This window comes from Pseudomonas sp. GV047, from assembly GCF_003058245.1.
Lineage (GTDB): Bacteria > Pseudomonadota > Gammaproteobacteria > Pseudomonadales > Pseudomonadaceae > Aquipseudomonas > Aquipseudomonas marginalis.
Map to the genome: position 1 here is coordinate 313,588 of NZ_QCWA01000002.1, position 21,409 is coordinate 334,996.

The window sequence follows — 21,409 nt, forward strand, 5'->3', positions numbered from 1 at the left end:
GGGCCTTAAGCTAACTCCGCCGAGCAGAGGCTGGCTATAGATTTTTACACGCGGTAAACGCTAGCGGTCGCCCGGGAACACATGGGTGCCGGGCCAACGCCGCACCGAGCGTTGGAAGAACAGGCTGTTAGGCACCTGTACGATGGCGCTGTCGGTGCCTGCGGCTTCCACTTCGATCAGTGTGGTGTAGAGCAAGTTGATTGCCACTACCCTGCCCTTCACGCCGGGCTTGTCGACGGTATCCACCAACTCGACGATGTCACCGAGGCGAAACGGTCCGACGGTAAAGATCAGGATCGCGCATAGCAGGTTGGACAACACCGACCACATGGCGAAGAACGCCACTGCCGCCACTGCGACAAACCCCGACAGCGCCGTCCACAGCACCGTAGCGGACACGCCCAGGCGCTCCAGCACAAAGATCAGCGCACTGCCCATGATCAACCAGCGCAGACCACCGCGCAGCGGCATCAGCAGTTGCGGCGGGAACGGGTAGCGCTCACCCAGGCGGGTCAGGCCTTTGGCGACGAATCGCTGGGCAACGTAACCGGCCAACAGGATCAGCAGGATTTGCACGCCGATCCACACAGGCTCGATCCATTGCGCCGGCAGCGGCAATTGCAACGCTTCCATCAGGACAGCGCCTCCAGCTCCGCTTGCAGGGTTTCCAGCAGTTCGAGGGCCTCCATCCAGGTTTCCTCCAATTGCCCTTCGCGCACCTTGAGCCTGGCCTGTTCGGCCAGCAGGTCGCGCAGCTCATCCTTGCGCGCAGCCTCGTACACGCCGCTGTCGCCCAGGCTGGTTTCGATCTTGGCCAGGCGCTCGTGGACCTTGCCCAACTCGGCCTCAAGCTTGTCGGCTTCGCGCTTGTGTGGCGCCAACTGCTGGCGCAGGGCGGCAGCGGCCTGGCGCTGGGCTTTCTTGTCGGTCTTGTCCGGGTTGACCGGGGTGTTGCTGACCGGCGCATTGCGCAGGCGGTAGTCCGTGAGCCAGCGTGCGTAGTCGTCCAGGTCACCGTCGAACTCTTCGACCTTGCCATCCGCTACCAGCAGGAAGTTGTCGGTGGTGCTCTTGAGCAAGTGGCGATCGTGAGACACCACCAATACTGCACCGCTGAACTCCTGCAAGGCCATGGTCAGCGCCAGGCGCATCTCCAGGTCGAGGTGGTTGGTCGGTTCGTCGAGCAGCAGCAGGTTCGGGCGGTCCCAGGCGATCAACGCCAGGGCCAGGCGGGCTTTTTCGCCGCCAGAGAAATTCAGCACCGGCTCATCGATGCGCGCGCCACGGAAGTCAAAGCCACCGAGGAAGTCGCGCAGGGTTTGCTCGCGCTCGGTCGGCGCCAGGCGTTGCAGGTGCAGCAGCGGGCTGGCCTTGGCGTCGAGGGAGTCCAACTGATGCTGGGCGAAGTAGCCCACCACCAGGTTCTCGCCACGGGTCAAACGACCGGCCAGGGGTTGCAGCTCGCCCGAGAGGTTCTTGATCAGCGTCGACTTGCCCGCGCCGTTCGGGCCGAGCAAACCGATGCGCGCACCCGGGGTGAGCTGCAGCTTGACCTTCTCCAGGATGGTTTTCTCTCCATACCCCAGGCGTGCATCCGAGAGGTCCAGCAACGGGCTGGAGATTTTCACTGATTCGCGGAACACAAAGTCGAACGGCGAATCGACGTGGGCCGCCGACAGTTCTTCCATGCGCTCCAGGGCCTTGATCCGGCTCTGGGCCTGGCGGGCCTTGGTGGCCTGGGCCTTGAACCGGGCGATGTAGCTTTCCATGTGCGCACGCTGCGCCTGCTGCTTCTCGAACGCCTGCTGCTGTTGGGCCAGGCGCTCGGCACGCGCCCGTTCGAACGCGGTGTAGCCGCCACGGTAGAGGGTGATCTTCTTCTGTTCGACGTGGGCGATGTTGTCGACCACGGCGTCGAGGAAGTCCCGGTCGTGGGAAATCAGCAGCAAAGTGCCCTGATAGCTCTTGAGGAAGTCCTCCAGCCACAGGATCGCATCGAGGTCCAAGTGGTTGGTGGGTTCGTCGAGCAGCAGCAGGTCCGAGGGGCACATCAGCGCCTGTGCCAGATTAAGGCGCATGCGCCAGCCACCGGAGAAATCGGCGACCGGACGATCCATCTGTTCGTTGGTGAAGCCAAGGCCGGCTAGCATCTTGCGGGCGCGGGCGTCGGCGGTGTAGCCGTCGGCGCTGTCGAGTTCCGCGTGCAGACGGGCCTGGGCGGCGCCGTCCTGGGCTTTCTCGGCCTCAGCCAGGTCGTGTTGCACCTGGCGCAGACGCAGGTCGCCATCGAGCACGTAGTCGATCGCGATGCGGTCCAGGGTGTCGATCTCCTGGCGCATATGGGCGATACGCCAGTCGGCCGGCAGCAAGCAGTCCCCGGAATCCGGGGTCAGCTCACCCAGCAACAGGGCGAACAACGTGGATTTGCCGGCGCCGTTGGCACCGATCAGGCCGGCTTTGTGACCGGCGTGCAGGGTCAGCTCGGCGTCTTCGAGAAGACGTTGCGGGCCACGCTGTAATGTTAGGCTTTGAAGTCGGATCATAATGGCGGCGGAGTCTACCAGCTTCGTTGGCCGCTGGCTTGGGTGTGAATATGAACGCTGACCTGTGGAGCTTTGCTCTCTCGACTTACGCCCGCCCGGGCGTCGAAGCCGCCTGCCTGCGCTTGCAGGAGCAAGGGGCGGACGTGTGCCTGTTGCTCTGCGGCGCGTGGCTGGAACAGCGGGGCGTGGCACTTGAGCCGGAGCGTATGCGCACCCTGCAACAGCTGGCCCGACCGTGGCAGGCGCAGGTGATCGAACCCTTGCGGCAGCTGCGTGTGCAATGGCGTGCCAAGGCGCAGCAGGATGAGCAACTGGCGACGCTGCGCGAACGGGTCAAAGCCCTGGAACTGGATGCCGAACGGCAATTGCTGACGCGCCTGGAAGCGTTGACGCAGGCATGGCCGAAAGTGGAGATGACTCAACCGCGGTGGCTGGAAGGACTGGCGGCTGAGGATGCCGCCAACCTTGACCATGACGCGCTGCAGCAGCTGCGCGTCATGATCACCGGCACTTAGGAAGCGCTGGTTGGGGTGGTGCTTGGCGCTACCGGTGCAGGGGTGCTGCTGGCCGATGCGGTCGGAGCGGTGGTCGCTGCCGGGGTAGCAGCAGGTGCTGCTGGCTTGGCCGGTGCTGGTTTCGCAGCAGCAGGCTTTGCGGCGGGCTTGGCGGCTGGTTTGGCGGCAGTGGTTTTAGCAGCTGGCTTCGCGGCCGGTTTTGCAGCAGCGGTTTTAGCAACTGGCTTCGCGGCCGGCTTTGCAGCAGCGGTTTTAGCAACTGGCTTCGCGGCTGGTTTTGCAGCAGCAGTTTTAGCAGTTGGCTTGGCAGCTGGTTTTGCAGCAGCGGTTTTAGCAACTGGCTTCGCGGCTGGTTTTGCAGCAGCAGTTTTGGCAGCTGGCTTGGCGGCTGGTTTTGCAGCAGCGGTTTTAGCAACTGGCTTCGCGGCTGGTTTTGCAGCAGCAGTTTTAGCAGCTGGCTTGGCGGCTGGTTTTGCAGCAGCGGTTTTAGCAACTGGCTTCGCGGCTGGTTTTGCAGCAGCAGTTTTAGCAGCTGGCTTGGCGGCTGGTTTTGCAGCAGCGGTTTTAGCAACTGGCTTGGCGGCTGGTTTTGCAGCAGCGGTTTTAGCAACTGGCTTGGCGGCTGGTTTTACAGCAGCGGTTTTGGCTGCTGGCTTGGCCGGTGCTTTAGCAGGTGCACGAGCACCCAGCACTTTCGCTACAGCTTCCTTAACACGACCAACACCCTGGGCCAATTTCAGGCTTTCTTGGGCGTCTTTTTTCAGTTGGGAAATGTAGGTGCGGGTTTCAGCTTGACGATCCTTGAGAGCATCCAGCAGGTCTTCGAGTTCTTTTACCGCGTCTTTGGCTTTGGCTTGTGCCTTGGCCTTGCCGGCAGTGGCGGCGTCTTGCAGTTTGGTGCGGGATTTGTGCAGCTTTTCTTGCGCTTTACCGCGTTGTTTTTCCAGCTTGGCGAGCAGTTTTTCTGCATCGGCCAACGCTTGGGAACATGCGCTTTCCAGATGCTCGAGCAAGCTGCCCGACAATTGTTGGAGTAAATGCAACGGGGTATTTACAGGCTTCTGTTTGGCCGACATGGTTTACCTCCTGGCTGACGTGGGTGCGGCTCATACTAGCCCTCTGCTCTTACCGCCGCTAGGGCATGTTGACAGTATCGTTTGCGTTGCGTTGCAACGTGCGAAAATTCTTATCGATATAACGAAAACACGCGGCACTTTTTACGCACTTGCACTGGCATAATCCGTCGCACTTTCGGCAGGAGAATGCCCATGTCGCGTTACCTTTTCCTTGTGCTGGGCCTGGCGATTTCCGCGGCCAATGCGAGCGAGCAATCACCGTCAAAAACCACGCCCCAAGACCAGCACGACCTCGCCTACAGCCTGGGCGCCAGCCTCGGTGAGCGCCTGCGCCAGGAAGTCCCGGACCTGCAGATCCAGGCCTTGATCGACGGCCTCAAGCAAGCCTATCAAGGCAAGCCGCTGGCGTTGGATAACACGCGCATCGAACAGATTCTTGCCGAGCACGAAGCGCAGGCCGAAGCCGACGCCCAAGCGCCTAAAAGTGAAAAGGCGCTCGCCGCCGAGCAGCAGTTTTTAACCAAGGAAAAAGCCGTGAAAGGGGTGCGCGAGTTGGCCGATGGCATCCTGCTCACGGAACTGACACCCGGCACGGGTAACAAGCCTGGCGCGAATGATCAGGTCCAGGTGAACTACGTTGGACGATTGCCCGATGGCACGGTCTTCGATCAGAGCACACAACCCCAGTGGTTTCGCCTGGACAGTGTGATCAGCGGTTGGAGCAGCGCGTTGCAGCAGATGCCGGTCGGGGCCAAATGGCGCCTGGTGATCCCGTCGGCCCAAGCTTATGGAGGTGACGGTGCCGGCGAGCTGATCCCGCCGTATACGCCACTGGTATTCGAGATCGAATTACTCGGCACCCGTCATTGAGCCAATAAAAAACGGTGCGCCATGCGCACCGTTCTTATCTCGCCCGCAAGGGTCAGGCCTGGGGGACAGCTTCTTCCTTATGGGCGTTGTGGAGCACTTCGATCAGGCAATCTTCCAGTTCGAAACGCTCATGGAGCAGGCCACCCAACTCCTTGAATTTCTCAGCAACGCACTGGCCGGCATCACACAGGTCGGTGAACGCCAGCAGTTTCTCAGTGATGACATCGATACGCGGGTAAAGGGTCTCGGCCAGTTCCAGGCCACGCTTATCATCGAAGGCTTCCGCCTCTTTGGTCAGCTGCTCGTAGACACCGAAATGGCCAGCAGACACATAGTCCACCAACACTTCACAGAACTCCTGCAACGGCTTGCGATTCTCAGCCAGGGCCTCGGGCTTGGCGCCGAGAGCATCAAAGGCCCGAACCAGTTCGTGACGTGCCTTCAACCAGCTGTCGATCAGCTTGTGCACCCCACCCCAGCGTTCCTGAGCATTCTGACAACTTTCCAGCATGATGATCTCTCTTCCCTATAGGGGCGCTGCCGCCTGATGCCCGCGCAACACTTCAAGGATAAAACAGCAGCGGGACAAGGCCGCGTCTGACAAACGGTTTCAATAACGCGTGCGGGCCAGATTATGCCCCCATGACTATGGCTTCAAGGTACGCAGGAGAGAAAGTTCATACAAGTGTTTAATCACGTCCTACAAACTGCGGCCTCCGATCAGCGCCTCGCTGAGCGCAACGGACGGCTCAAGAACAGTCGGGAAAATTGCATGACACCGAGGATCAACATGCCCAGGAAGAACAACAGGCTCCACTCGGGAAGGCTCAGGTCAAATAGCGTCCAGCTTATTTCCATACAGTCGACCGTGCCTTCGACCGTCAATTGCAACGCCTGCCACAGCGACAGGTTCTCGAGCATGTGACTGAGACTGGGCCAGCAATCGGCGGCCTGATCCGCTGCGGCATTTTGCAGCAGCACCTGGCGTACGGCGGTGATGGCACCCAGCAACGAACAGACCATGCTCGTAAACCCGTACAAGTAAAAAGTGGAACGCCTGGGGTTGTGGATGGCGGCGACCAGATTGATCAGCGTGAAGGCAGCCAGAAAGGCCCGTTGCATCTGGCACAGGAAACAAGGACGTAACGAGGCACCGAACTCAAGATAGAAGGACGCACCCAACGTCAGCGCACCCGCCATGAACGCAAGGAAAAACAAGGAGCGTGAAGGGGCCAAAGACATGCTTTATCCGCATCGCGAGAGATAGGTCGTTACGTTAGAGGAAAGGCCTGACCCCTTTCAATACGCGCCAGAGCAGACGATTCCGTGAGAACGTAGGGACATCCCGTCAGAGAATGGAAGACTTGAAACGCATGAACGTAGGAGTTTGCTTCAAAGCCCCTCAGGGCCGGCATATGCGCAGCATTGAAGGGCTGGTTATCAGAAATATCTGAGCCAACCCTAGACTTCTTCCTGCATCAAACTCGGGCAGAAACTGGCAGCGGAGACGCCAGCAAGCGGTTATCCAATAAGCCCAGGCCTTCCTGGAACAGCTGGTTGCTGCGCTCGGTGTCGCCCAACTGCGCCAACAGCCGCGCCAGTTCGGCACAGGCCTCGGGATTACGTTGCACCTGCAGGCTGCTTTCCAGGTAATCACGCGCCTTGCCCCACAGGCTGTTTTGCAGGCACAGACGACCCAATGTCAACAACAGGCTGGCATCGCCCGGGTGGTCCTTTAGCCAGCCTTCGGCAAACTTCAATTGCCGGGCAGGGTCACTGCCGCGCAGCAGGCCGTAGAGACGAATCAGGTGGCTGTCGTAGCCGCGCTTGATGGCACCGCGCAACGCCTCCTCCGCCTTGGCATCGGCGCCCAATTGACGCAGTTGCTCGGCATAGGCCAGGACCAGTTGCGGCTCCTGGCGCTGGGCGGAAGTGAGCTGTTGCCAGGCCCGCTCAAGAGACTGCAGGCCGGCTTCGCCCTGCTCTTCGCGCTGGGCCGCCAGGCTCAGGTTCTCGCCCCAGGCACGCCGTTCCAATTCTGCCAATTCGCCGGCGGGCAGCACCTTGTCCTTGCGCAGCTCCGGCAACAGGCGGATCACCGCCGACCAGTCGCCACGCTGCTGGTGCAGACGCTGTAATTGGCGCAGCACCTGCCCGTTGTGGGGATGACGCTCGTGCATGGCCTGCAAGGTGGTAAGGGCGCCATCAGTGTCGCCACGGTCCAATTGCAACTGCGCATGGCTCAAGGCAACCGCCAGCTCGGCCTGGGGCTGACGCTCCAGGGCGCGCTCGAGCAAACCGTCCGACTCTTCATAACGGCCCTGCTCATTCGCCGCCCGGGCCGCGCCCAGGTAGTACAGCAATGGCTGGCGCTCGGCTTCGGCGGCACGGTGCAGGTGACGTTCGGCACTGGCCCAACGGCCTTCGGCGAGGTCCATCTGGCCCTGTTCGATGGCGATCTGCACGCGGCGGCTGCGGTTACGTCGCGACCACGGGTTGACCACGCCACCCGAGGTGGTGACCAGGCTCAGCAATACGCGGATCAAGTAGATGGCCAGGCCGAAGACAAACACCGCCACCACGGTAGCCCATAGGCTCGACTCGTAGTGCAGCACATGAGGATAGGTAATCAACACATAGCCGGTGTGTTTCGAAATGCCCACGGCCAGTGCCAGGGCGATTGCAATCGCCAGCACTAGGATCACATAGAAACGCTTCATCGGCTCTACTCCTGCTTCGCCGACGTGGCCGCCGGCGTGGCAGCCGCCTTGGCTTCGTCGGCAGACAGATGACGACGCTCGAGGTACGCCTGTACCGCAGCCAGGCTCGCCGCCAGGTCCGGTGTCACCACCGAGACCGCCTTGGGCTCAAGCTCGGCGATACGCGCCAGCATCGCCTTGCTCTGCGGGTTGTCCTGGTTGAAGTTGTCCTGCAACACGCTGCGTGCCTCACCCAGGGAGCGGCTGTACACCGCCGATTCACCATTGAGCGCCGCCCATTGGGCTTGCTCCAGAGCCAGGCTGAGGGCCAGGCGTACCTGGTTCAGGCCTTGACCGGCGAGCAGTGGACGAATGTTGTCGTCGGGGTTGAAGTCGATGCGAAAGTACCGGGAAATCTGCTCCCACCACTGGCTCCAGCGGCTGTCCGTATCGGTGCTTGGACGCCCCTGGGATGCGGGCTCGGTCAGTTGGTACTCAGGGGCGATGGCCGCCAGTTGCACGACCTGATCACGCAAGGCCGCCAATTGCAGATACAGCCCGGTGCGATCCGGCTGCTCAGTACTGCGCAACGCGGCAAGGCTCTTGGCCAACTGCTCGCGTGCGGCGTAGGAGCCTGGATCGCTTTGCTCGCGAAGAATCTCGTCGGCGCCCTGGACCAGGGCCTGGGCGCTGTTGATGTCCTGCAAGGCAGACAAGCGCAAACTCGCCAGGCGAATCAGGTGCTCGGCCTCAGCCAGGCGCCAATCCTTGCGGCTGGCACCCAGCACGGTTTCCAGGCGCTGGCTCAAGCGCTGCTGGTCACCCTGCAACTGGGCCACCAGCCGACGGCGCTCCTCAAGCTCATCCGCACCCGGCAGTTGCGCCAGGCGTGCAGCCAGTTGTTGCTGGCTTTGCTTGAGGGCCTGGGATTGGTCATCCAGGGTCTGCACTTGACCCAGTTGGTGCTGGCTGCTGGCTTGCAGGGCACGAACCTGCCAGAGACCCCAACCGCCGGCGGCAACACCCGCAGCGCCAAGCAGCAGGGCGACAACTGCCAGGCCATTGCCGCGGCGCGGCGCGGTGACCGGTGACTCAACCGGCGCATCAAGTGCGGGTTGGGTTTCATCTTTAGGCAAGGCTGTTTCGCTCACGTATCCGTCCTTTGCGTATCAGAGAGTGGGAACGGCATGACTCCGTAACGCCACTAACAAAGCCGCGGCACTCGCGCCGCGACAATCCACAACTTTTTCTGCGCCAGCGGCCCGCGCCATCTCGGCGACTCGCGGGCTGGGCACGAACAACGGCAGCTGCGCCACCTGTGGCCAATCGGATCCGGCCAGGGCCTGCAGGTGCAAAAAACCCTGCCCACTGCTGACCACCAGGCCGTTCAAGCGTTCCAACTGGATGCACCGGGTCAGTACACCGGTGTCGTAGGCCGGAAGGAAACGACGATACAACTCCAGGTAGTCGACACTAGCACCTTGCTCGCGCAAACGCTCAGCCAGCAGCTCCCGCCCCCCCTCGCCGCGCAGGATCAACACCCGCGCACCGGGCCGTGCGATAGCCTCGCGCAACGCAGGCAATTGAAGCAAGGCCTCGCTGTCGTCGCCGGTTTGGGGATAGTGAACGGGAAGGCCATGATCAGCCAGGACCTGCGCGGTGGCCGCACCGACGCTGAACCACGGCAGTTGCGGCCAGGCTTGATCCAACTGCTGCACGGCAAGCCGCGCGGCCGGTTTACTCACCACGATCACCGCACAGTAGCGGCCAAGATCATCGAAGACGGCCTGTTGTTCGGGGGTAACGGGTAACGGCTCGATGTCCAGCAAAGGCAAGCTGCTGCTGAAGATACCGGTTTCGGACAACGCCGCCGCCAGGGCCGCCGACTCCTCGGCAGGCCGTGTCAGCAGCACGCGCCAATCGGTCACTGCGGGCCGGCCTCGCCGTAGACCTTTTGCAGGATAGCGCCTGCGCCCTTTTCCAGCAGCTCTTCAGCCACCTGGACACCCAGGGCGATGGCGTCACGTTGCGGGCCACGGACTTCGGCAGTCAGCAGAGTGCCCCCATCCGGATCCCCAACCAGGCCACGCAGCCACAGGTTTTCACCTTCGAGCACGGCGTAGCAGGCGATCGGCACCTGGCAGCCACCGTTGAGGTGCTTGTTCAGGGCGCGTTCGGCCGTGACACGCACTTCGGTCTCATGGTGATCCAGGGGTTTGAGCAGCGCGTGGATTTCACTATCGGCGGTACGGCATTCAATGCCCACGGCGCCTTGCCCGCCAGCAGGCAGGCTGTCTTCGACGCTGATGGCCGAGGTGATGCGGTTTTCGAAGCCCAAACGGATCAGGCCGGCCGCGGCGAGGATGATCGCGTCATACTCACCGGCATCCAGCTTGGCCAGGCGGGTGTTGACGTTGCCGCGCAGGAAACGAATCTGCAGGTCCGGACGACGGGTCAACAGCTGTGCCTGGCGACGCAGGCTGGAGGTGCCGACAATGCTGCCCAGAGGCAAGTCATCCAAAGACGCGAAGGTATTGGAAACGAAGGCGTCACGCGGGTCTTCACGTTCACAGATGCAAAACAGGCCCAGGCCTTCGGGGAAATCCATGGGCACGTCTTTCATGGAGTGCACAGCGATGTCGGCTTCGTTTTCCAGCAGCGCGGTTTCCAGTTCCTTGACGAACAGGCCCTTGCCACCGATCTTCGACAGCGGCGAGTCGAGCAGCTTGTCGCCGCGACTGACCATGGGCACCAGGGTCACCTTGAGGCCGGGATGGGCCTGCTCAAGGCGTGCTTTGACGTATTCGGCCTGCCACAAGGCCAGGGCGCTTTTACGGGTGGCGATGCGGATTTCGCGAGAGGACATGGATCAATCCGTACTGAATAGATACGGCAGATAATAACAGCTCAGGCAAATACGCTTTGATTTGAATCAGCAAGTGCGGGGCCTCCCTGGCCACGTCGCACCGGGATAATGAATGCAGGCTTGCCAAAACCCTCGGGCTAAAGCTGCTGCATCATCTTGCGCACGCCAGCGACATGGCGTCGGCTGACGATCAACGCATCCCCATTAAGCCCTTTGAGGAATAACTGAAAGTGCCCGAGGGGCGTGCGCTGCAGGCGCTCGATTCGCTCACGGGCCACCAGCGCGTTCCGGTGGATTCGCACGAAGCGGTCACCGAATTCATCCTCAAGGGCCTTGAGCGGCTCATCGAGCAACACTTCGCCAGCCTCATGCCGCAGGGTCACGTACTTGTGATCGGCAATGAAGTAGACCACCTTGTCCAAGGGGATCAACTCGATGCCTTTGCGTGTGCGGGCGCTGATATGGCTGCGCGGCCCGTTGCCGCTCTGGGCGGCCGGCTGGGTCAGGGCAGCGAGTTGGGCGCGGTTGGGACGTTCGGCTTTCTTCAAGGCCCTGAGCAAGGCCTCGGCAGTCACTGGCTTGACTACGAAGCTGACACCACTGGCTTCCAGTGCCTGCGCGGCAAACTCTTCTTGAGCGGCGCACAGCACCACGGCGGGTGGCGATTCGCGCTCACTCAGGCGAGCAGCAACTTGCAGGCCATCGAGGCCCGGCATGCGGATATCGAGCAACACCACGTCCGGCTTGAGGCTGTCGATCAACGTCAACGCCTCCTCGCCGCTGGTGGCACTCGGCTCAAGGACTGTATAACCCTCGAGTTCACTGACCAAACGGCTCAGTCGCTCGCGGGCTTGGGGTTCGTCATCAACGATCAGGACATTCATATAGCGCTGGATTCCTGCGTGAGTCTCGCACAAGGATAGCGTAGACAGGTGCGGTGACTTGCGTCACAGCGATCCACGCTAAGACTAGCGCGAGCGGCAAAAAGTGCCCTGACAGCGGCACCCATATTTACCCGGACCTGTTCAATAGCGCCCAAGACCTGCTGCCTTCGGGCATCGTCGTAGGGTTTGCTGATACACAATCCGAATACCCCCCTTTTAAATGGATAGTCAGGCTCTGACCGCATTACCCGACTTTGGTGCATTCACACACTATCAGTCCAACTGTAGACGCTCGCCGAGACGATATTGCTCAATCGTCAAATATCGTATCAATAAGCAGCTGCCTCCAGTCTCGTCCCGGACGCGGTCGGCGGCAAGGCACTTAGCCATCCTTTGCACAAATAAAAATGCCGACGACCCGCAGCACCGCCTCCAAGGGCAACCCTGTTATTATCGCCGCCACACTTTCATGCCTCTTAATAAGCAGACCACGAGCGAACCCATGAGCACCGACAAGACCAACCAGTCCTGGGGCGGCCGCTTCAGTGAACCCGTCGACGCCTTCGTCGCCCGTTTCACCGCCTCCGTCACCTTTGACCAGCGCCTGTACCGCCACGACATCATGGGCTCCATTGCCCACGCGACGATGCTGGCCAAGGTCGGCGTGCTGACCGACGCCGAGCGCGACAGCATCATCGATGGCCTGACCACCATCCGCGGTGAGATCGAAGCCGGTACGTTCGACTGGCGTGTCGACCTGGAAGACGTGCACATGAACATCGAGGCCCGTCTCACCGACCGTATCGGTGTGACCGGCAAGAAACTGCACACCGGTCGTAGCCGTAACGACCAGGTGGCCACCGACATCCGCCTGTGGCTGCGCGATGAAATCGACCTGATCCTGGCCGAAATCACCCGCTTGCAGAAAGGCTTGCTGGAGCAGGCCGAGCGTGAGGCGGACACCATCATGCCCGGCTTCACCCACCTGCAAACCGCACAACCCGTCACCTTCGGCCACCACCTGCTGGCCTGGTTCGAGATGCTCAGCCGCGACTACGAGCGCCTGGTGGATTGCCGCAAGCGCGCCAACCGCATGCCGCTCGGCAGCGCAGCCCTGGCCGGCACCACCTACCCGATCGACCGCGAGTACACCGCACAACTGCTGGGTTTCGACGCCGTCGGCGGCAATTCCCTGGACGGCGTGTCCGACCGCGACTTCGCCATCGAATTCTGCGCCGCCGCCAGCATCGCGATGATGCACCTGTCGCGTTTCTCCGAAGAGCTGGTGCTGTGGACCAGTGCGCAATTCCAGTTCATCGACCTGCCGGACCGTTTCTGCACCGGCAGCTCGATCATGCCGCAAAAGAAAAACCCCGACGTGCCCGAACTGGTGCGTGGCAAGAGCGGCCGTGTATTCGGCGCACTGATGGGCCTGCTGACCCTGATGAAAGGCCAGCCTTTGGCCTACAACAAGGACAACCAGGAAGACAAGGAACCGTTGTTCGACGCCGCCGACACCCTGCGTGACTCGCTGCGCGCGTTTGCCGACATGATCCCGGCGATCAAGCCCAAGCACGCGATCATGCGTGAAGCGGCCCTGCGCGGTTTCTCCACGGCGACTGACCTGGCGGACTACCTGGTGCGCCGTGGCCTGCCGTTCCGCGACTGTCACGAGATCGTTGGCCATGCGGTGAAATACGGCGTCGACACCGGCAAGGACCTGGCGGAAATGAGCCTGGAAGAGCTGCGCCAGTTCAGTGACCAGATCGAACAGGACGTGTTTGCCGTGCTGACCCTGGAAGGTTCGGTGAATGCCCGTAACCACGTGGGCGGTACCGCGCCGGCGCAGGTGAAGGCTGCGGTCGCTCGCGGCCAGGCCCTGCTCGCCAGCCGCTGAAAAAGGTGGGAGGGGGCAACCCCCTCCCACATTTGTTCATTTTTTGGCCGCAACCATCGCCATGAACGCCGGCATCGCGGCCTCCCTGTCCGCCGCCACCTTCTGCGCATTAGGCATGGCATGCAGTCGCTCCAGCAACGCTCTGGCCGCCGGCAATTCAGCCAACAGGTCCAGGCCAAACAGCTTCTCGCCCACCGCACAGGCGAGGTTCACGCTGTACATGAAATACAGATCCGCAATCGTAAAGCCCTCCCCCGCCACATAAGGCGCGAACCTGCCGTGACGGCCTAAAGAGCCGATCCCCAGCAGCAACTCAGCCCTGGATTTCGCCTTGATCGCCTCCGGCACCGGCATACCGAAAAACGCCTCGGCAAAACACGCACGGGCGGGTAATTCGATATACAGCTCGATTTCCCTGCACAACGCCAGCACCTGGGCACGCTGGAACGGGTCGGCCGGCAACAGCGACGGGCCTTCCTGGGAGTGCTCGATGTATTCGAGGATCACACTGGTTTCGTTGATAAACCCCTGCTTCACGCCCAGCACCGGCACCTTGCCACGCGGGCTGACCGCCAGGGCCTCAGGGGTTTGCCCGGCATAAAAGGGCACCTCCTCAAAAGCCAGGCCTTTCTCCAGCAGTGCCAGTTTCACCATGTTGTAGTAGTTGCTGACCGAGAATCCGTAAAGCTTGAGCATCGCAAAGCCTCCAGGCCGTGTGCGGGGTTGGCTGCAGGAGTTATAGATCCCAGGGCCGGTCCTGACCAGCAGCATCACCTGCCTGAATGGGGGTAGACTGGCGCCCTTTCCTTGAGGAGCCTGCCATGAGCGAGCCGACCGATATCGACAGCGACGAAGAAGCGTTCACCGAAAACACCTTGATCGAAGCGATCGAAAACCAGATCGAAAGCGACAACCCGCCTGCCGCCAAGGCCACGTTCAATAAACTGACCCTGGTGGGCTATGAACGTGAAGAGATCCTGAATCTCATGGCTCACGTGTTGGCTTTCGAGATCGACGCGATGCTGGATGAGGACCGCGCCTTCAATACCGAATGGTATGAAACAGCGCTGCGGGCACTGCCTGAGCTGCCGCCCGAAAAGGAATAATCCCGGCACACCGCAACACGCTGGACAGTTCGGCAAAGTGCGTTCACCTTATGGCCTGCTAGCCTCTAATAAATTTTAGAAAGTCTGGAGTCCTTATGTCGTATACCCCTGAGTTGGTTGCCGAACTGGAAATCCTTGTACTCTTCCCCTTGGACAGCACCAAGGAAGGTCTGAAAGTCCATCAGACCGCCGCTCCCTCTGCCATCGCCGCTGCCAAGCGTCTCCATGCGAAAGGGCTTATCGACCAACCGGACGGAGGCTACCTGACCAGCCTTGGCCGGGACGCCGCAGAGCAGGCCCAAACCCTGCTGACCATTCTGAGCACCGCCAACACCAAAGAAGCTGCCTGATACCGTATCCCGCCCATGGAGTCCGCCTCTCGCGGATTCCGAGGGCGCTGCTGTGGAATGGCCCGATTTTTGACGCCAAAAACCATTTCCCTCTAAACCTCCTACGCGACTGGCTGTAAACTCCTACATGGCCGCCCGCGTCGGGCCCTGCGAGCCACCGAGTTCGACATGACCCGCACCCATGAAATCCGCCCTGACCTGGACGAAGGCATCGACCGCAAGGTGCTGGCCCAATTGCGTGCGCGCTTCATGGCCCTGAATGAAGGTCGCATGGCTCGTGCCGTCGAAGGGCTGACGCCGCGCCAGCAAAGCGTGCTGACCCTGCTGCCGCTGTTTTTTCACGTCAATCATCCGCTGTTGCCGGGTTATGTATCGGGCAGTACGCCAGCCGGGCTGTCGAATTTCGAGCCCGACGCCCAGGCACTCACGGAAGCCCAGCGTCTGACCCGCTCGTTCTCTTACAAGCCGCGTCCGGTCAATCAACCCAAACCGATCCACGGCCTGTTCCTGATGGGCAGCCTCGGCACCCTCGCCCAGGCCGACCAGAGTGACATGGATGTGTGGGTGTGCCATGCACCCGACCTGGGCGAAAACGAGCTCGCGGAGCTGCGTAAAAAATGCCAACTGCTGGAAGCCTGGGCCCTGGGCATGGGCGCAGAAGCGCACTTCTTCCTGATTGAGCCGACGCGCTTTGTACTCGGCGAGCGCGACACCCAACTCAGCTCCGACGACTGCGGCACGACCCAGCATTACCTGTTGCTGGACGAGTTTTACCGCACAGCCATCTGGCTGGCCGGGCGTACGCCGATCTGGTGGCTGGTGCCGGTGTATGAAGAGGCCCGCTATGCGGAATTCACCCACACGCTGATCTCCAAGCGTTTTATCCGCGCCGATGAAACCCTCGACCTGGGCCACCTGGCGCGCATCCCTCCCGGTGAATTCATCGGTGCCGGGCTGTGGCAACTGTTCAAGGGCATCGAGTCGCCCTACAAGTCGGTGCTCAAGCTGCTATTGACCGAGGTCTACGCCAGCGAGCACCCGAACGTGCACTGCCTGAGCCTGCGCTTCAAGCGCGCGGTGTTCGCCAACCAGATGGACCTGGATGAGCTGGATCCGTACATCGTGGTGTACCGCCGTATCGAGGAATACCTCAAGGCCCGCAACGAACCGGAGCGCCTGGAGCTGGTGCGTCGCGCCCTGTACCTGAAGGTCAATCGCAAGCTCAGCGCCGGTCAGCGCAGCACCAGTTGGCAGCGGCTGTTGCTGGAGCGCCTGGCCCACGAGTGGGGCTGGGACCAACGCCAACTGGCGCTGCTGGACAGCCGCAGCCAGTGGAAAGTGCGTCAGGTGGCCTCCGAGCGCCGTGCCCTGGTCAGCGAGCTGAACTACAGCTATCGCTTCCTGACCCAGTTCGCCCGGACCGAACAGACGGTCAGCCTGATCAACAAGCGCGACCTCAATGTGCTGGGACGGCGCCTGTATGCCGCCTTTGAACGCAAGGCCGGCAAGGTTGAATTCATCAACCCCGGCATCGCCCCGGACCTGGCCGAAGACACCCTGACCCTGGTGCAATCGCCCAACCGCAAGGAGCCCGGCCAGCACCACTGGGGCCTGTACAACGGTAACCTCACGGCCCTGGAATGGGAGCACTTCGCGCCGATCAAGCGCAGTCGCGACCTGTTGGAGATGCTCACCTGGTGCCACCGCAACGGCGTCATCGACAGCAGCACGCGCCTGGCGCTGCACCCCGGCACCAGCGACATGACCGAATTCGAGCTGTTCAACCTGCTGGGCAGCCTGCAGCAGGCTATCGCCCTGCCCCTGGCCAGCGTTGATGAAGCGCGCCTGCTGCGCTCGGCGGTACCCGAGGAAGTGTTGCTGCTGATCAACGTCGGCGTCGACCCGCTCAAGCATCATCGCGACCTGAATATCCTGATGACCACCGAGCGCACCGACTCCCTGAGCTATGCCGGTGTGCGCGACAACCTCGTACTGACCCTGGACCAGGTCACGCTCAACAGCTGGAACGAGGTGATGGTCAGCCGCTACGACGGCCCCCATGCGCTGCTCGACTGCCTGCGCGACTACCTCAACCAATTGCCGTCGGATCATCTGCCTCGGCTGCGGGTGCGCTGCTTCTGTCACAACCGCGCGCAGTTCATTGCCCAGCGAGTGGAAGAAATCTTCGACACCGCACAGAACCTGCTGCTGGGTCAGGGCAATCACCGCTACTTGCTCCAGGTACAGCAGCACTATCACGTGATGGAGTTGATGCCCGGCCAAGCCATCCACGTATCACTGGCGACCCAGGATGCGCTGGTCGCCTACCTCAGCGAAGAATTGGCCAGCTACAGCCCGCTGCACCTGGATGCCATGGCCCTGGAAGACCACGACCTGGCGCTGTTGCTGCCCATGGGCATGGCCGATTGCGTGCAGGTGTTCTACCGGGTCAACGAAGGCTTCGCCGAGCTGTATGTGCTGGATGAATTCAACGCGCTCTGGCAGCAACGCTTGCCGTTTCATGATGAACAGAGCCTATTGGCGCCGCTGCAGCGCTTTTTGCAGTCGATCATCTACCGCCGGGAAGCGCTATCGCCCCTGGACACGCAACAACCGTTGGGTGAGGTGCAAATCTTGTACTACCAACTGCTGCCGTCGGGCACCACGCGCGCGCGCAGTGTCGAGCCGCGGCCGGCCCCACAGAACCCCGCGAACAAACCGTTTTATGACGTGCAGGCGATTATCGGCAAGGCGGCACCGGGCAAGGTGGGCATTACCCTGTATTGCAATCAGCGGGAGTTTTCCGAGCTGGAGTTTGGCGACCAACTGTTTGCGGTGGTCGCCCAGGAAATCGTCGGGCAACGCCGGGAAACCGAGCGCTACCGCTGCTACATCACCGACCTCGACCTGTCGGGGCTGCTCGGTGATGTGCAAAGCCCAAGCAATTTGTACCTGCGCTACAAGGCCGAGCTGGAGCTCGCGCTGAATGAGGCGCTGAGCCAGGTCTAGAGAGGGAAGGCGCCGCCATCCTCGGGCTGACCATCAACACTGAGCAGCTCAAGCTTGAGGGTCTTGCCGCCCGGTGCCGGCCAATCGATGTGCTGGCCTACCTGCAGGCCAAGCAAGGCACTGCCCACCGGGGCCAGGACCGAAATCTTGCCTTCATCGGCATTCGCATCTTTCGGGTAGACCAGGGTCAGGTGGTAGTCCTTGCCGCTGCCTTGCTCACGGCAATGCACGCTGGAGTTCATGGTCACGACCGTTGCAGGCACTTCATCGTGGCCAACCACTTCTTCGGCGCGGTCGAGTTCGGCTTGCAGTGCAATAACGCCCGGCTGCGTCTCGTCCATACGGTCGATCAATTGCTCAAGACGCTGCACATCAAGACGGGTGAGGATGATGGAAGGTGCGGTCATGATTCAGGCAGACTCCTTTTTTCTGCACAAAAAAGCAAAACCCCGCCAGGAAAAGGCGGGGTTCTCACGGGCCTCGATGAGTTGAGGCGTATCCGGACACTACCACAGCACCGTAAATAAACAAGACGGGCTCAAGGCGCGGCCTTGCGTTGCTCGGCCTGGGCCACGATCACTCGGCGCCGCTGATCATCGGCGGAGCGCCATTCGCGGATGTCTTCCACATGGCGGAAGCAGCCGAGGCAGACTTTTTGCTCGTCCAGGCGACACAAACTGATACAAGGTGACGGCACCGCCGGGCTGACATTACTGAACAGCGGCTTGGGTGGGCGTGCGGGTGCAGGCTGGGTCACGGTCAGATCTCGTCGAAATCCAGCTCGGCGCCGGTATATTCGTGGACCAGGCGCGCGAGCATCTCGCCCAGCAACTCTTCACTCTTGTCGCACTGCCATTTGCCGCTTTCTTCGTCGTAGTCGAAGTGGACGCCACCGGAGCGCGCCGCCAGCCACAGCTGACGCAGCGGTTCCTGACGGCTGAAGATCAGTTGCTGGCCGCTCTCGAACTTGACGGTCAACACCCCGGCCGAGTTTTCCAGATCCACGTCCAGGCCGCTGTCGTCGAAAATATCTTCCAGCGCCTGCTGGGTCGCATCCACCAGGTCGTGAAAACGGGCTTCGGTCAAACTCATTGTGGCAACCTCAAAAGTGTCTGGTTTTGCTCAAGCGCCGCACGATACGGGCGAGCCCCGCCGATTGCAAAGGATACCGATTTCAACGCGATTGACGGCGTGAAATATCCTCAACCAGCGTAGTCCGCTTCCCTGCCATCTCGGCAAACCCCCGCCGGACGGGTATTTCAGCGCATAGGCAAGCTGGCGGGTGGTCGGTATACTCGGGCGCAATTAATGCATATTCAAGGATTTCGCCATGAAGCGCCTGATCTCTTCCCTTGCTGCGCTCGTCGCGGTCGCTTGCCTCGTTAGTGCCTGTGGTCAAAAAGGCCCGCTGTACCTGCCCGATGACAGCAAAGACCCGAATGAACAGGCGCAATCGTCGCAAAAGCCCTCCAAAGCGCATAAGCACGACACCTACGAATAAGGGAGCTCCATGGACGCTTTTAACTACCGGGACGGCGAGCTGTTCGCGGAAGGCGTGGCGTTGTCCGCGATTGCCCAGCGCTTTGGGACCCCGACCTACGTGTACTCCCGTGCGCATATCGAAGCCCAATACCGCTCGTTCACCGACCCTCTCGATGGCGTACCGCACCTGGTGTGCTACGCAGTCAAGGCCAACTCCAACCTGGGTGTACTGAATGTCCTGGCGCGCCTGGGCGCCGGTTTCGACATCGTCTCCCGTGGCGAGCTGGAACGGGTCCTGGCCGCCGGCGGCCAGGCCGACAAGATCGTGTTCTCCGGCGTCGGCAAGAGCCGCGAGGACATGCGCCGGGCCCTGGAAGTCGGCGTACATTGCTTCAACGTAGAGTCCACCGACGAGCTGGAACGCCTGCAAGTCGTCGCGGCCGAGATGGGCGTTCGTGCGCCGATCTCACTGCGCGTCAACCCGGACGTCGATGCCGGCACCCACCCATACATTTCCACCGGTCTCAAAGAGAACAAGTTCGGCATCGCCATTGCCGACGCCGAAGACGTGTACATCCGCGCCGCCCAGCTGCCGAACCTGGAAGTGCTGGGTGTCGACTGCCATATCGGCTCGCAACTGACCACACTGCCGCCGTTCCTGGATGCCCTCGACCGCCTGCTGGCATTGATCGACCGCCTGGGCGAATGCGGCATCTACCTGCACCACATCGACCTCGGTGGTGGCGTGGGCGTGCGTTATCGCGATGAAGAGCCACCGGCGATCGCCGACTATATCCAGGCCGTGCGCGAGCGCATCGAAGGCCGCGACCTGACGCTGATGTTCGAGCCGGGCCGTTATATCGTCGCCAATGCCGGCGTGCTGCTGACCCAGGTCGAGTACCTCAAGCACACCGAGCACAAGGATTTCGCCATCGTCGACGCGGCGATGAACGACCTGATCCGCCCGGCGCTGTACCAGGCCTGGATGAATGTCACCGCCGTGACGCCTCGCAACAGCGAAGCACGCGCCTATGACATCGTCGGCCCGATCTGCGAGACCGGCGACTTCCTGGCCAAGGATCGTCAACTGGCCCTGGAAGAAGGCGACCTGCTGGCCGTGCATTCGGCCGGTGCCTACGGGTTTGTCATGAGTTCCAACTACAACACCCGCGGACGTACCGCCGAGGTGCTGGTGGACGGTGATCAAGCGTTTGAAGTGCGTCGCCGCGAGACGGTAGCCGAGTTGTATGCTGGCGAAAGCCTGCTGCCGGAGTAAGCCATGCTGCTGCGTTTTACCAAGATGCACGGGCTGGGCAATGATTTCATGGTCCTCGACCTGGTCAGCCAGCACGCACACATCCTGCCCAAGCACGCTAAACAGTGGGGCGACCGGCATACCGGGATCGGCTTCGACCAATTGCTGATCGTCGAGGCGCCAAGCAACCCGGAGGTGGATTTCCGTTATCGGATCTTCAACTCCGACGGCTCCGAAGTGGAACAGTGCGGCAACGGTGCGCGCTGCTTTGCACGCTTTGTGCTGGACAAGCGCCTGACCGCCAAGCGGCAGATTCGCGTCGAGACCAAGAGCGGCGTGATCGAGCTGGATATCCGCAGCGACGGCCAGATCAGCGTCAACATGGGCGCGCCACGCCTGGTGCCGGCGGATATCCCGTTCCAGGCGACCGAGCAGGCCGCCAGCTACCCGCTGGACGTTGACGGCCAGACCGTCGACATCGCTGCCGTGTCCATGGGCAACCCCCATGCGGTGCTACGGGTCAACGACATCAACAATGCCCCCGTGCATGAACTGGGGCCGAAGATCGAACACCACCCGCGTTTTCCGGCGCGGGTCAATGTGGGCTTTTTGCAGGTGATCGACCGTTCCCGTGCGCAATTGCGCGTGTGGGAGCGCGGTGCCGGCGAAACCCAGGCCTGCGGTACCGGTGCTTGCGCCGCTGCCGTGGCCGCGATCAGCCAGGGGTGGATGGATTCGCCCCTGTTGATCGACCTGCCCGGTGGACGCCTGTCCATCGAGTGGGCAGGCCCTGGCCACCCGGTGATGATGACCGGGCCGGCCTCGCGCGTATACGAAGGACAGGTCCGTCTATGAGT

General features: G+C 61.6%; 23 protein-coding genes and 1 pseudogene. 9 read left to right on the top strand and 15 right to left on the bottom strand.

What is annotated here, in order from left to right:
- Window positions 1-60: 60 nt before the first annotated feature.
- Entirely contained in the window at window positions 61-633 is a 573-nt protein-coding gene (locus C8K58_RS06700) for a mechanosensitive ion channel family protein (RefSeq protein WP_027608339.1), read from the bottom strand.
- Entirely contained in the window at window positions 633-2,543 is a 1,911-nt protein-coding gene (locus C8K58_RS06705) for an ATP-binding cassette domain-containing protein (protein WP_027608338.1), read from the bottom strand. Before C8K58_RS06705 ends, C8K58_RS06700 begins: the two co-directional genes overlap by 1 nt.
- Before the next feature lie 50 nt (window positions 2,544-2,593).
- Between C8K58_RS06705 and C8K58_RS06710 the strand changes: the two genes are divergently transcribed.
- A complete protein-coding gene (locus C8K58_RS06710) occupies window positions 2,594-3,058 on the top strand; it encodes a TIGR02444 family protein (protein WP_027608337.1) in 465 nt (154 codons plus the stop codon).
- On the opposite strand, the gene C8K58_RS06715 is transcribed toward C8K58_RS06710, so the two are convergent.
- A complete protein-coding gene (locus tag C8K58_RS06715; RefSeq protein WP_108573441.1) occupies window positions 3,055-4,134 on the bottom strand; it encodes an AlgP family protein in 1,080 nt (359 codons plus the stop codon). The genes C8K58_RS06710 and C8K58_RS06715 overlap by 4 nt on opposite strands.
- 192 nt (window positions 4,135-4,326) lie before the next feature.
- Between C8K58_RS06715 and C8K58_RS06720 the strand changes: the two genes are divergently transcribed.
- Window positions 4,327-5,004: an FKBP-type peptidyl-prolyl cis-trans isomerase gene (locus tag C8K58_RS06720; RefSeq protein WP_027608336.1), complete on the top strand. Its 678-nt coding sequence runs from the start codon at window positions 4,327-4,329 to the stop codon at window positions 5,002-5,004.
- Window positions 5,005-5,056: 52 nt separating this feature from the next.
- On the opposite strand, the gene C8K58_RS06725 is transcribed toward C8K58_RS06720, so the two are convergent.
- The 8 genes and pseudogenes from C8K58_RS06725 to C8K58_RS33035 form a co-directional block, all read right to left on the bottom strand.
- A complete protein-coding gene (locus C8K58_RS06725) occupies window positions 5,057-5,515 on the bottom strand; it encodes an Rsd/AlgQ family anti-sigma factor (protein ID WP_027608335.1) in 459 nt (152 codons plus the stop codon).
- Window positions 5,516-5,724: 209 nt separating this feature from the next.
- Window positions 5,725-6,246, bottom strand: coding sequence for a disulfide bond formation protein B (locus C8K58_RS06730; protein WP_027608334.1), 522 nt, complete (start codon window positions 6,244-6,246; stop codon window positions 5,725-5,727).
- A gap of 236 nt (window positions 6,247-6,482) precedes the next feature.
- A complete protein-coding gene (locus C8K58_RS06735) occupies window positions 6,483-7,724 on the bottom strand; it encodes a heme biosynthesis protein HemY (RefSeq protein ID WP_027608333.1) in 1,242 nt (413 codons plus the stop codon).
- A 5-nt stretch (window positions 7,725-7,729) separates the two neighbouring features.
- Window positions 7,730-8,854, bottom strand: coding sequence for a uroporphyrinogen-III C-methyltransferase (locus C8K58_RS32655; protein ID WP_027608332.1), 1,125 nt, complete (start codon window positions 8,852-8,854; stop codon window positions 7,730-7,732).
- Between the two features lie 18 nt (window positions 8,855-8,872).
- Entirely contained in the window at window positions 8,873-9,631 is a 759-nt protein-coding gene (locus tag C8K58_RS32660; protein ID WP_115485500.1) for a uroporphyrinogen-III synthase, read from the bottom strand.
- Window positions 9,628-10,569 (bottom strand): hydroxymethylbilane synthase, encoded by a 942-nt coding sequence (gene hemC / locus C8K58_RS06745; RefSeq protein ID WP_027608330.1) that lies wholly within the window; start codon window positions 10,567-10,569, stop codon window positions 9,628-9,630. Before hemC ends, C8K58_RS32660 begins: the two co-directional genes overlap by 4 nt.
- A 137-nt stretch (window positions 10,570-10,706) precedes the next feature.
- The gene (locus tag C8K58_RS06750) at window positions 10,707-11,453 is read right to left on the bottom strand and encodes a LytTR family DNA-binding domain-containing protein (protein ID WP_108573443.1); all 747 of its coding nucleotides are present in this window, start codon (window positions 11,451-11,453) and stop codon (window positions 10,707-10,709) included.
- Window positions 11,450-11,566: pseudogene (locus C8K58_RS33035) on the bottom strand (sensor histidine kinase); the annotation flags it as partial. The gene C8K58_RS06750 and the pseudogene C8K58_RS33035, both read right to left, overlap by 4 nt.
- Before the next feature lie 389 nt (window positions 11,567-11,955).
- Between C8K58_RS33035 and argH the strand changes: the two are divergent.
- Window positions 11,956-13,350: an argininosuccinate lyase gene (gene argH / locus C8K58_RS06755; RefSeq protein WP_065926679.1), complete on the top strand. Its 1,395-nt coding sequence runs from the start codon at window positions 11,956-11,958 to the stop codon at window positions 13,348-13,350.
- A 36-nt stretch (window positions 13,351-13,386) separates the two neighbouring features.
- On the opposite strand, the gene C8K58_RS06760 is transcribed toward argH, so the two are convergent.
- The gene (locus C8K58_RS06760) at window positions 13,387-14,046 is read right to left on the bottom strand and encodes a glutathione S-transferase family protein (RefSeq protein WP_027608327.1); all 660 of its coding nucleotides are present in this window, start codon (window positions 14,044-14,046) and stop codon (window positions 13,387-13,389) included.
- Window positions 14,047-14,171: 125 nt separating this feature from the next.
- On the opposite strand from C8K58_RS06760, the gene C8K58_RS06765 reads away from it, so the two are divergent.
- The 3 genes from C8K58_RS06765 to C8K58_RS06775 all read left to right on the top strand — a co-directional run bounded on the left by C8K58_RS06765 (window position 14,172) and on the right by C8K58_RS06775 (window position 17,815).
- Window positions 14,172-14,456 (top strand): hypothetical protein, encoded by a 285-nt coding sequence (locus C8K58_RS06765; RefSeq protein WP_027608326.1) that lies wholly within the window; start codon window positions 14,172-14,174, stop codon window positions 14,454-14,456.
- 95 nt (window positions 14,457-14,551) lie between these two features.
- The gene (locus C8K58_RS06770; RefSeq protein ID WP_027608325.1) at window positions 14,552-14,806 is read left to right on the top strand and encodes a TIGR02647 family protein; all 255 of its coding nucleotides are present in this window, start codon (window positions 14,552-14,554) and stop codon (window positions 14,804-14,806) included.
- A gap of 168 nt (window positions 14,807-14,974) precedes the next feature.
- The gene (locus C8K58_RS06775; protein WP_108573445.1) at window positions 14,975-17,815 is read left to right on the top strand and encodes a class I adenylate cyclase; all 2,841 of its coding nucleotides are present in this window, start codon (window positions 14,975-14,977) and stop codon (window positions 17,813-17,815) included.
- Here the strand turns inward: C8K58_RS06775 and rnk are convergent.
- From rnk to cyaY, 3 genes are all read right to left on the bottom strand, one after another.
- Window positions 17,812-18,222, bottom strand: a complete 411-nt coding sequence (rnk, locus tag C8K58_RS06780; protein ID WP_043293860.1) for a nucleoside diphosphate kinase regulator — start codon at window positions 18,220-18,222, stop codon at window positions 17,812-17,814. The genes C8K58_RS06775 and rnk overlap by 4 nt on opposite strands.
- A 131-nt stretch (window positions 18,223-18,353) precedes the next feature.
- Complete coding sequence (locus tag C8K58_RS06785; RefSeq protein ID WP_090409849.1) at window positions 18,354-18,572, bottom strand: DUF1289 domain-containing protein; 219 nt, start codon at window positions 18,570-18,572, stop codon at window positions 18,354-18,356.
- Between the two features lie 2 nt (window positions 18,573-18,574).
- Entirely contained in the window at window positions 18,575-18,907 is a 333-nt protein-coding gene (gene cyaY / locus C8K58_RS06790) for an iron donor protein CyaY (RefSeq protein WP_027608321.1), read from the bottom strand.
- A gap of 238 nt (window positions 18,908-19,145) precedes the next feature.
- Here cyaY and C8K58_RS06795 point away from each other — a divergent pair, with 238 nt between their 5' ends.
- The 3 genes from C8K58_RS06795 to dapF are packed head-to-tail and all read left to right on the top strand — an operon-like array spanning window position 19,146 to window position 21,407.
- Window positions 19,146-19,316, top strand: coding sequence for a lipoprotein (locus C8K58_RS06795; RefSeq protein WP_010207449.1), 171 nt, complete (start codon window positions 19,146-19,148; stop codon window positions 19,314-19,316).
- Between the two features lie 9 nt (window positions 19,317-19,325).
- Complete coding sequence (lysA, locus tag C8K58_RS06800; protein WP_092355839.1) at window positions 19,326-20,573, top strand: diaminopimelate decarboxylase; 1,248 nt, start codon at window positions 19,326-19,328, stop codon at window positions 20,571-20,573.
- 3 nt (window positions 20,574-20,576) lie between these two features.
- Entirely contained in the window at window positions 20,577-21,407 is an 831-nt protein-coding gene (gene dapF / locus C8K58_RS06805; RefSeq protein WP_027608319.1) for a diaminopimelate epimerase, read from the top strand.
- Window positions 21,408-21,409: the final 2 nt, after the last annotated feature.

Coding starts and splice junctions, on each gene's coding strand:
- cyaY (WP_027608321.1), bottom strand. CDS start 18,907: ATGAGTTTGACCGAAGCCCGTTTTCACGACCTGGTGGATGCGACCCAG.
- C8K58_RS06700 (WP_027608339.1), bottom strand. CDS start 633: ATGGAAGCGTTGCAATTGCCGCTGCCGGCGCAATGGATCGAGCCTGTG.
- C8K58_RS06720 (WP_027608336.1), top strand. CDS start 4,327: ATGTCGCGTTACCTTTTCCTTGTGCTGGGCCTGGCGATTTCCGCGGCC.
- C8K58_RS06715 (WP_108573441.1), bottom strand. CDS start 4,134: ATGTCGGCCAAACAGAAGCCTGTAAATACCCCGTTGCATTTACTCCAA.
- lysA (WP_092355839.1), top strand. CDS start 19,326: ATGGACGCTTTTAACTACCGGGACGGCGAGCTGTTCGCGGAAGGCGTG.
- C8K58_RS06765 (WP_027608326.1), top strand. CDS start 14,172: ATGAGCGAGCCGACCGATATCGACAGCGACGAAGAAGCGTTCACCGAA.
- rnk (WP_043293860.1), bottom strand. CDS start 18,222: ATGACCGCACCTTCCATCATCCTCACCCGTCTTGATGTGCAGCGTCTT.
- C8K58_RS06775 (WP_108573445.1), top strand. CDS start 14,975: ATGACCCGCACCCATGAAATCCGCCCTGACCTGGACGAAGGCATCGAC.
- argH (WP_065926679.1), top strand. CDS start 11,956: ATGAGCACCGACAAGACCAACCAGTCCTGGGGCGGCCGCTTCAGTGAA.
- C8K58_RS06735 (WP_027608333.1), bottom strand. CDS start 7,724: ATGAAGCGTTTCTATGTGATCCTAGTGCTGGCGATTGCAATCGCCCTG.
- C8K58_RS06730 (WP_027608334.1), bottom strand. CDS start 6,246: ATGTCTTTGGCCCCTTCACGCTCCTTGTTTTTCCTTGCGTTCATGGCG.
- dapF (WP_027608319.1), top strand. CDS start 20,577: ATGCTGCTGCGTTTTACCAAGATGCACGGGCTGGGCAATGATTTCATG.
- C8K58_RS06760 (WP_027608327.1), bottom strand. CDS start 14,046: ATGCTCAAGCTTTACGGATTCTCGGTCAGCAACTACTACAACATGGTG.
- C8K58_RS06725 (WP_027608335.1), bottom strand. CDS start 5,515: ATGCTGGAAAGTTGTCAGAATGCTCAGGAACGCTGGGGTGGGGTGCAC.
- C8K58_RS06705 (WP_027608338.1), bottom strand. CDS start 2,543: ATGATCCGACTTCAAAGCCTAACATTACAGCGTGGCCCGCAACGTCTT.
- C8K58_RS06750 (WP_108573443.1), bottom strand. CDS start 11,453: ATGAATGTCCTGATCGTTGATGACGAACCCCAAGCCCGCGAGCGACTG.
- hemC (WP_027608330.1), bottom strand. CDS start 10,569: ATGTCCTCTCGCGAAATCCGCATCGCCACCCGTAAAAGCGCCCTGGCC.
- C8K58_RS06770 (WP_027608325.1), top strand. CDS start 14,552: ATGTCGTATACCCCTGAGTTGGTTGCCGAACTGGAAATCCTTGTACTC.
- C8K58_RS06710 (WP_027608337.1), top strand. CDS start 2,594: ATGAACGCTGACCTGTGGAGCTTTGCTCTCTCGACTTACGCCCGCCCG.
- C8K58_RS06795 (WP_010207449.1), top strand. CDS start 19,146: ATGAAGCGCCTGATCTCTTCCCTTGCTGCGCTCGTCGCGGTCGCTTGC.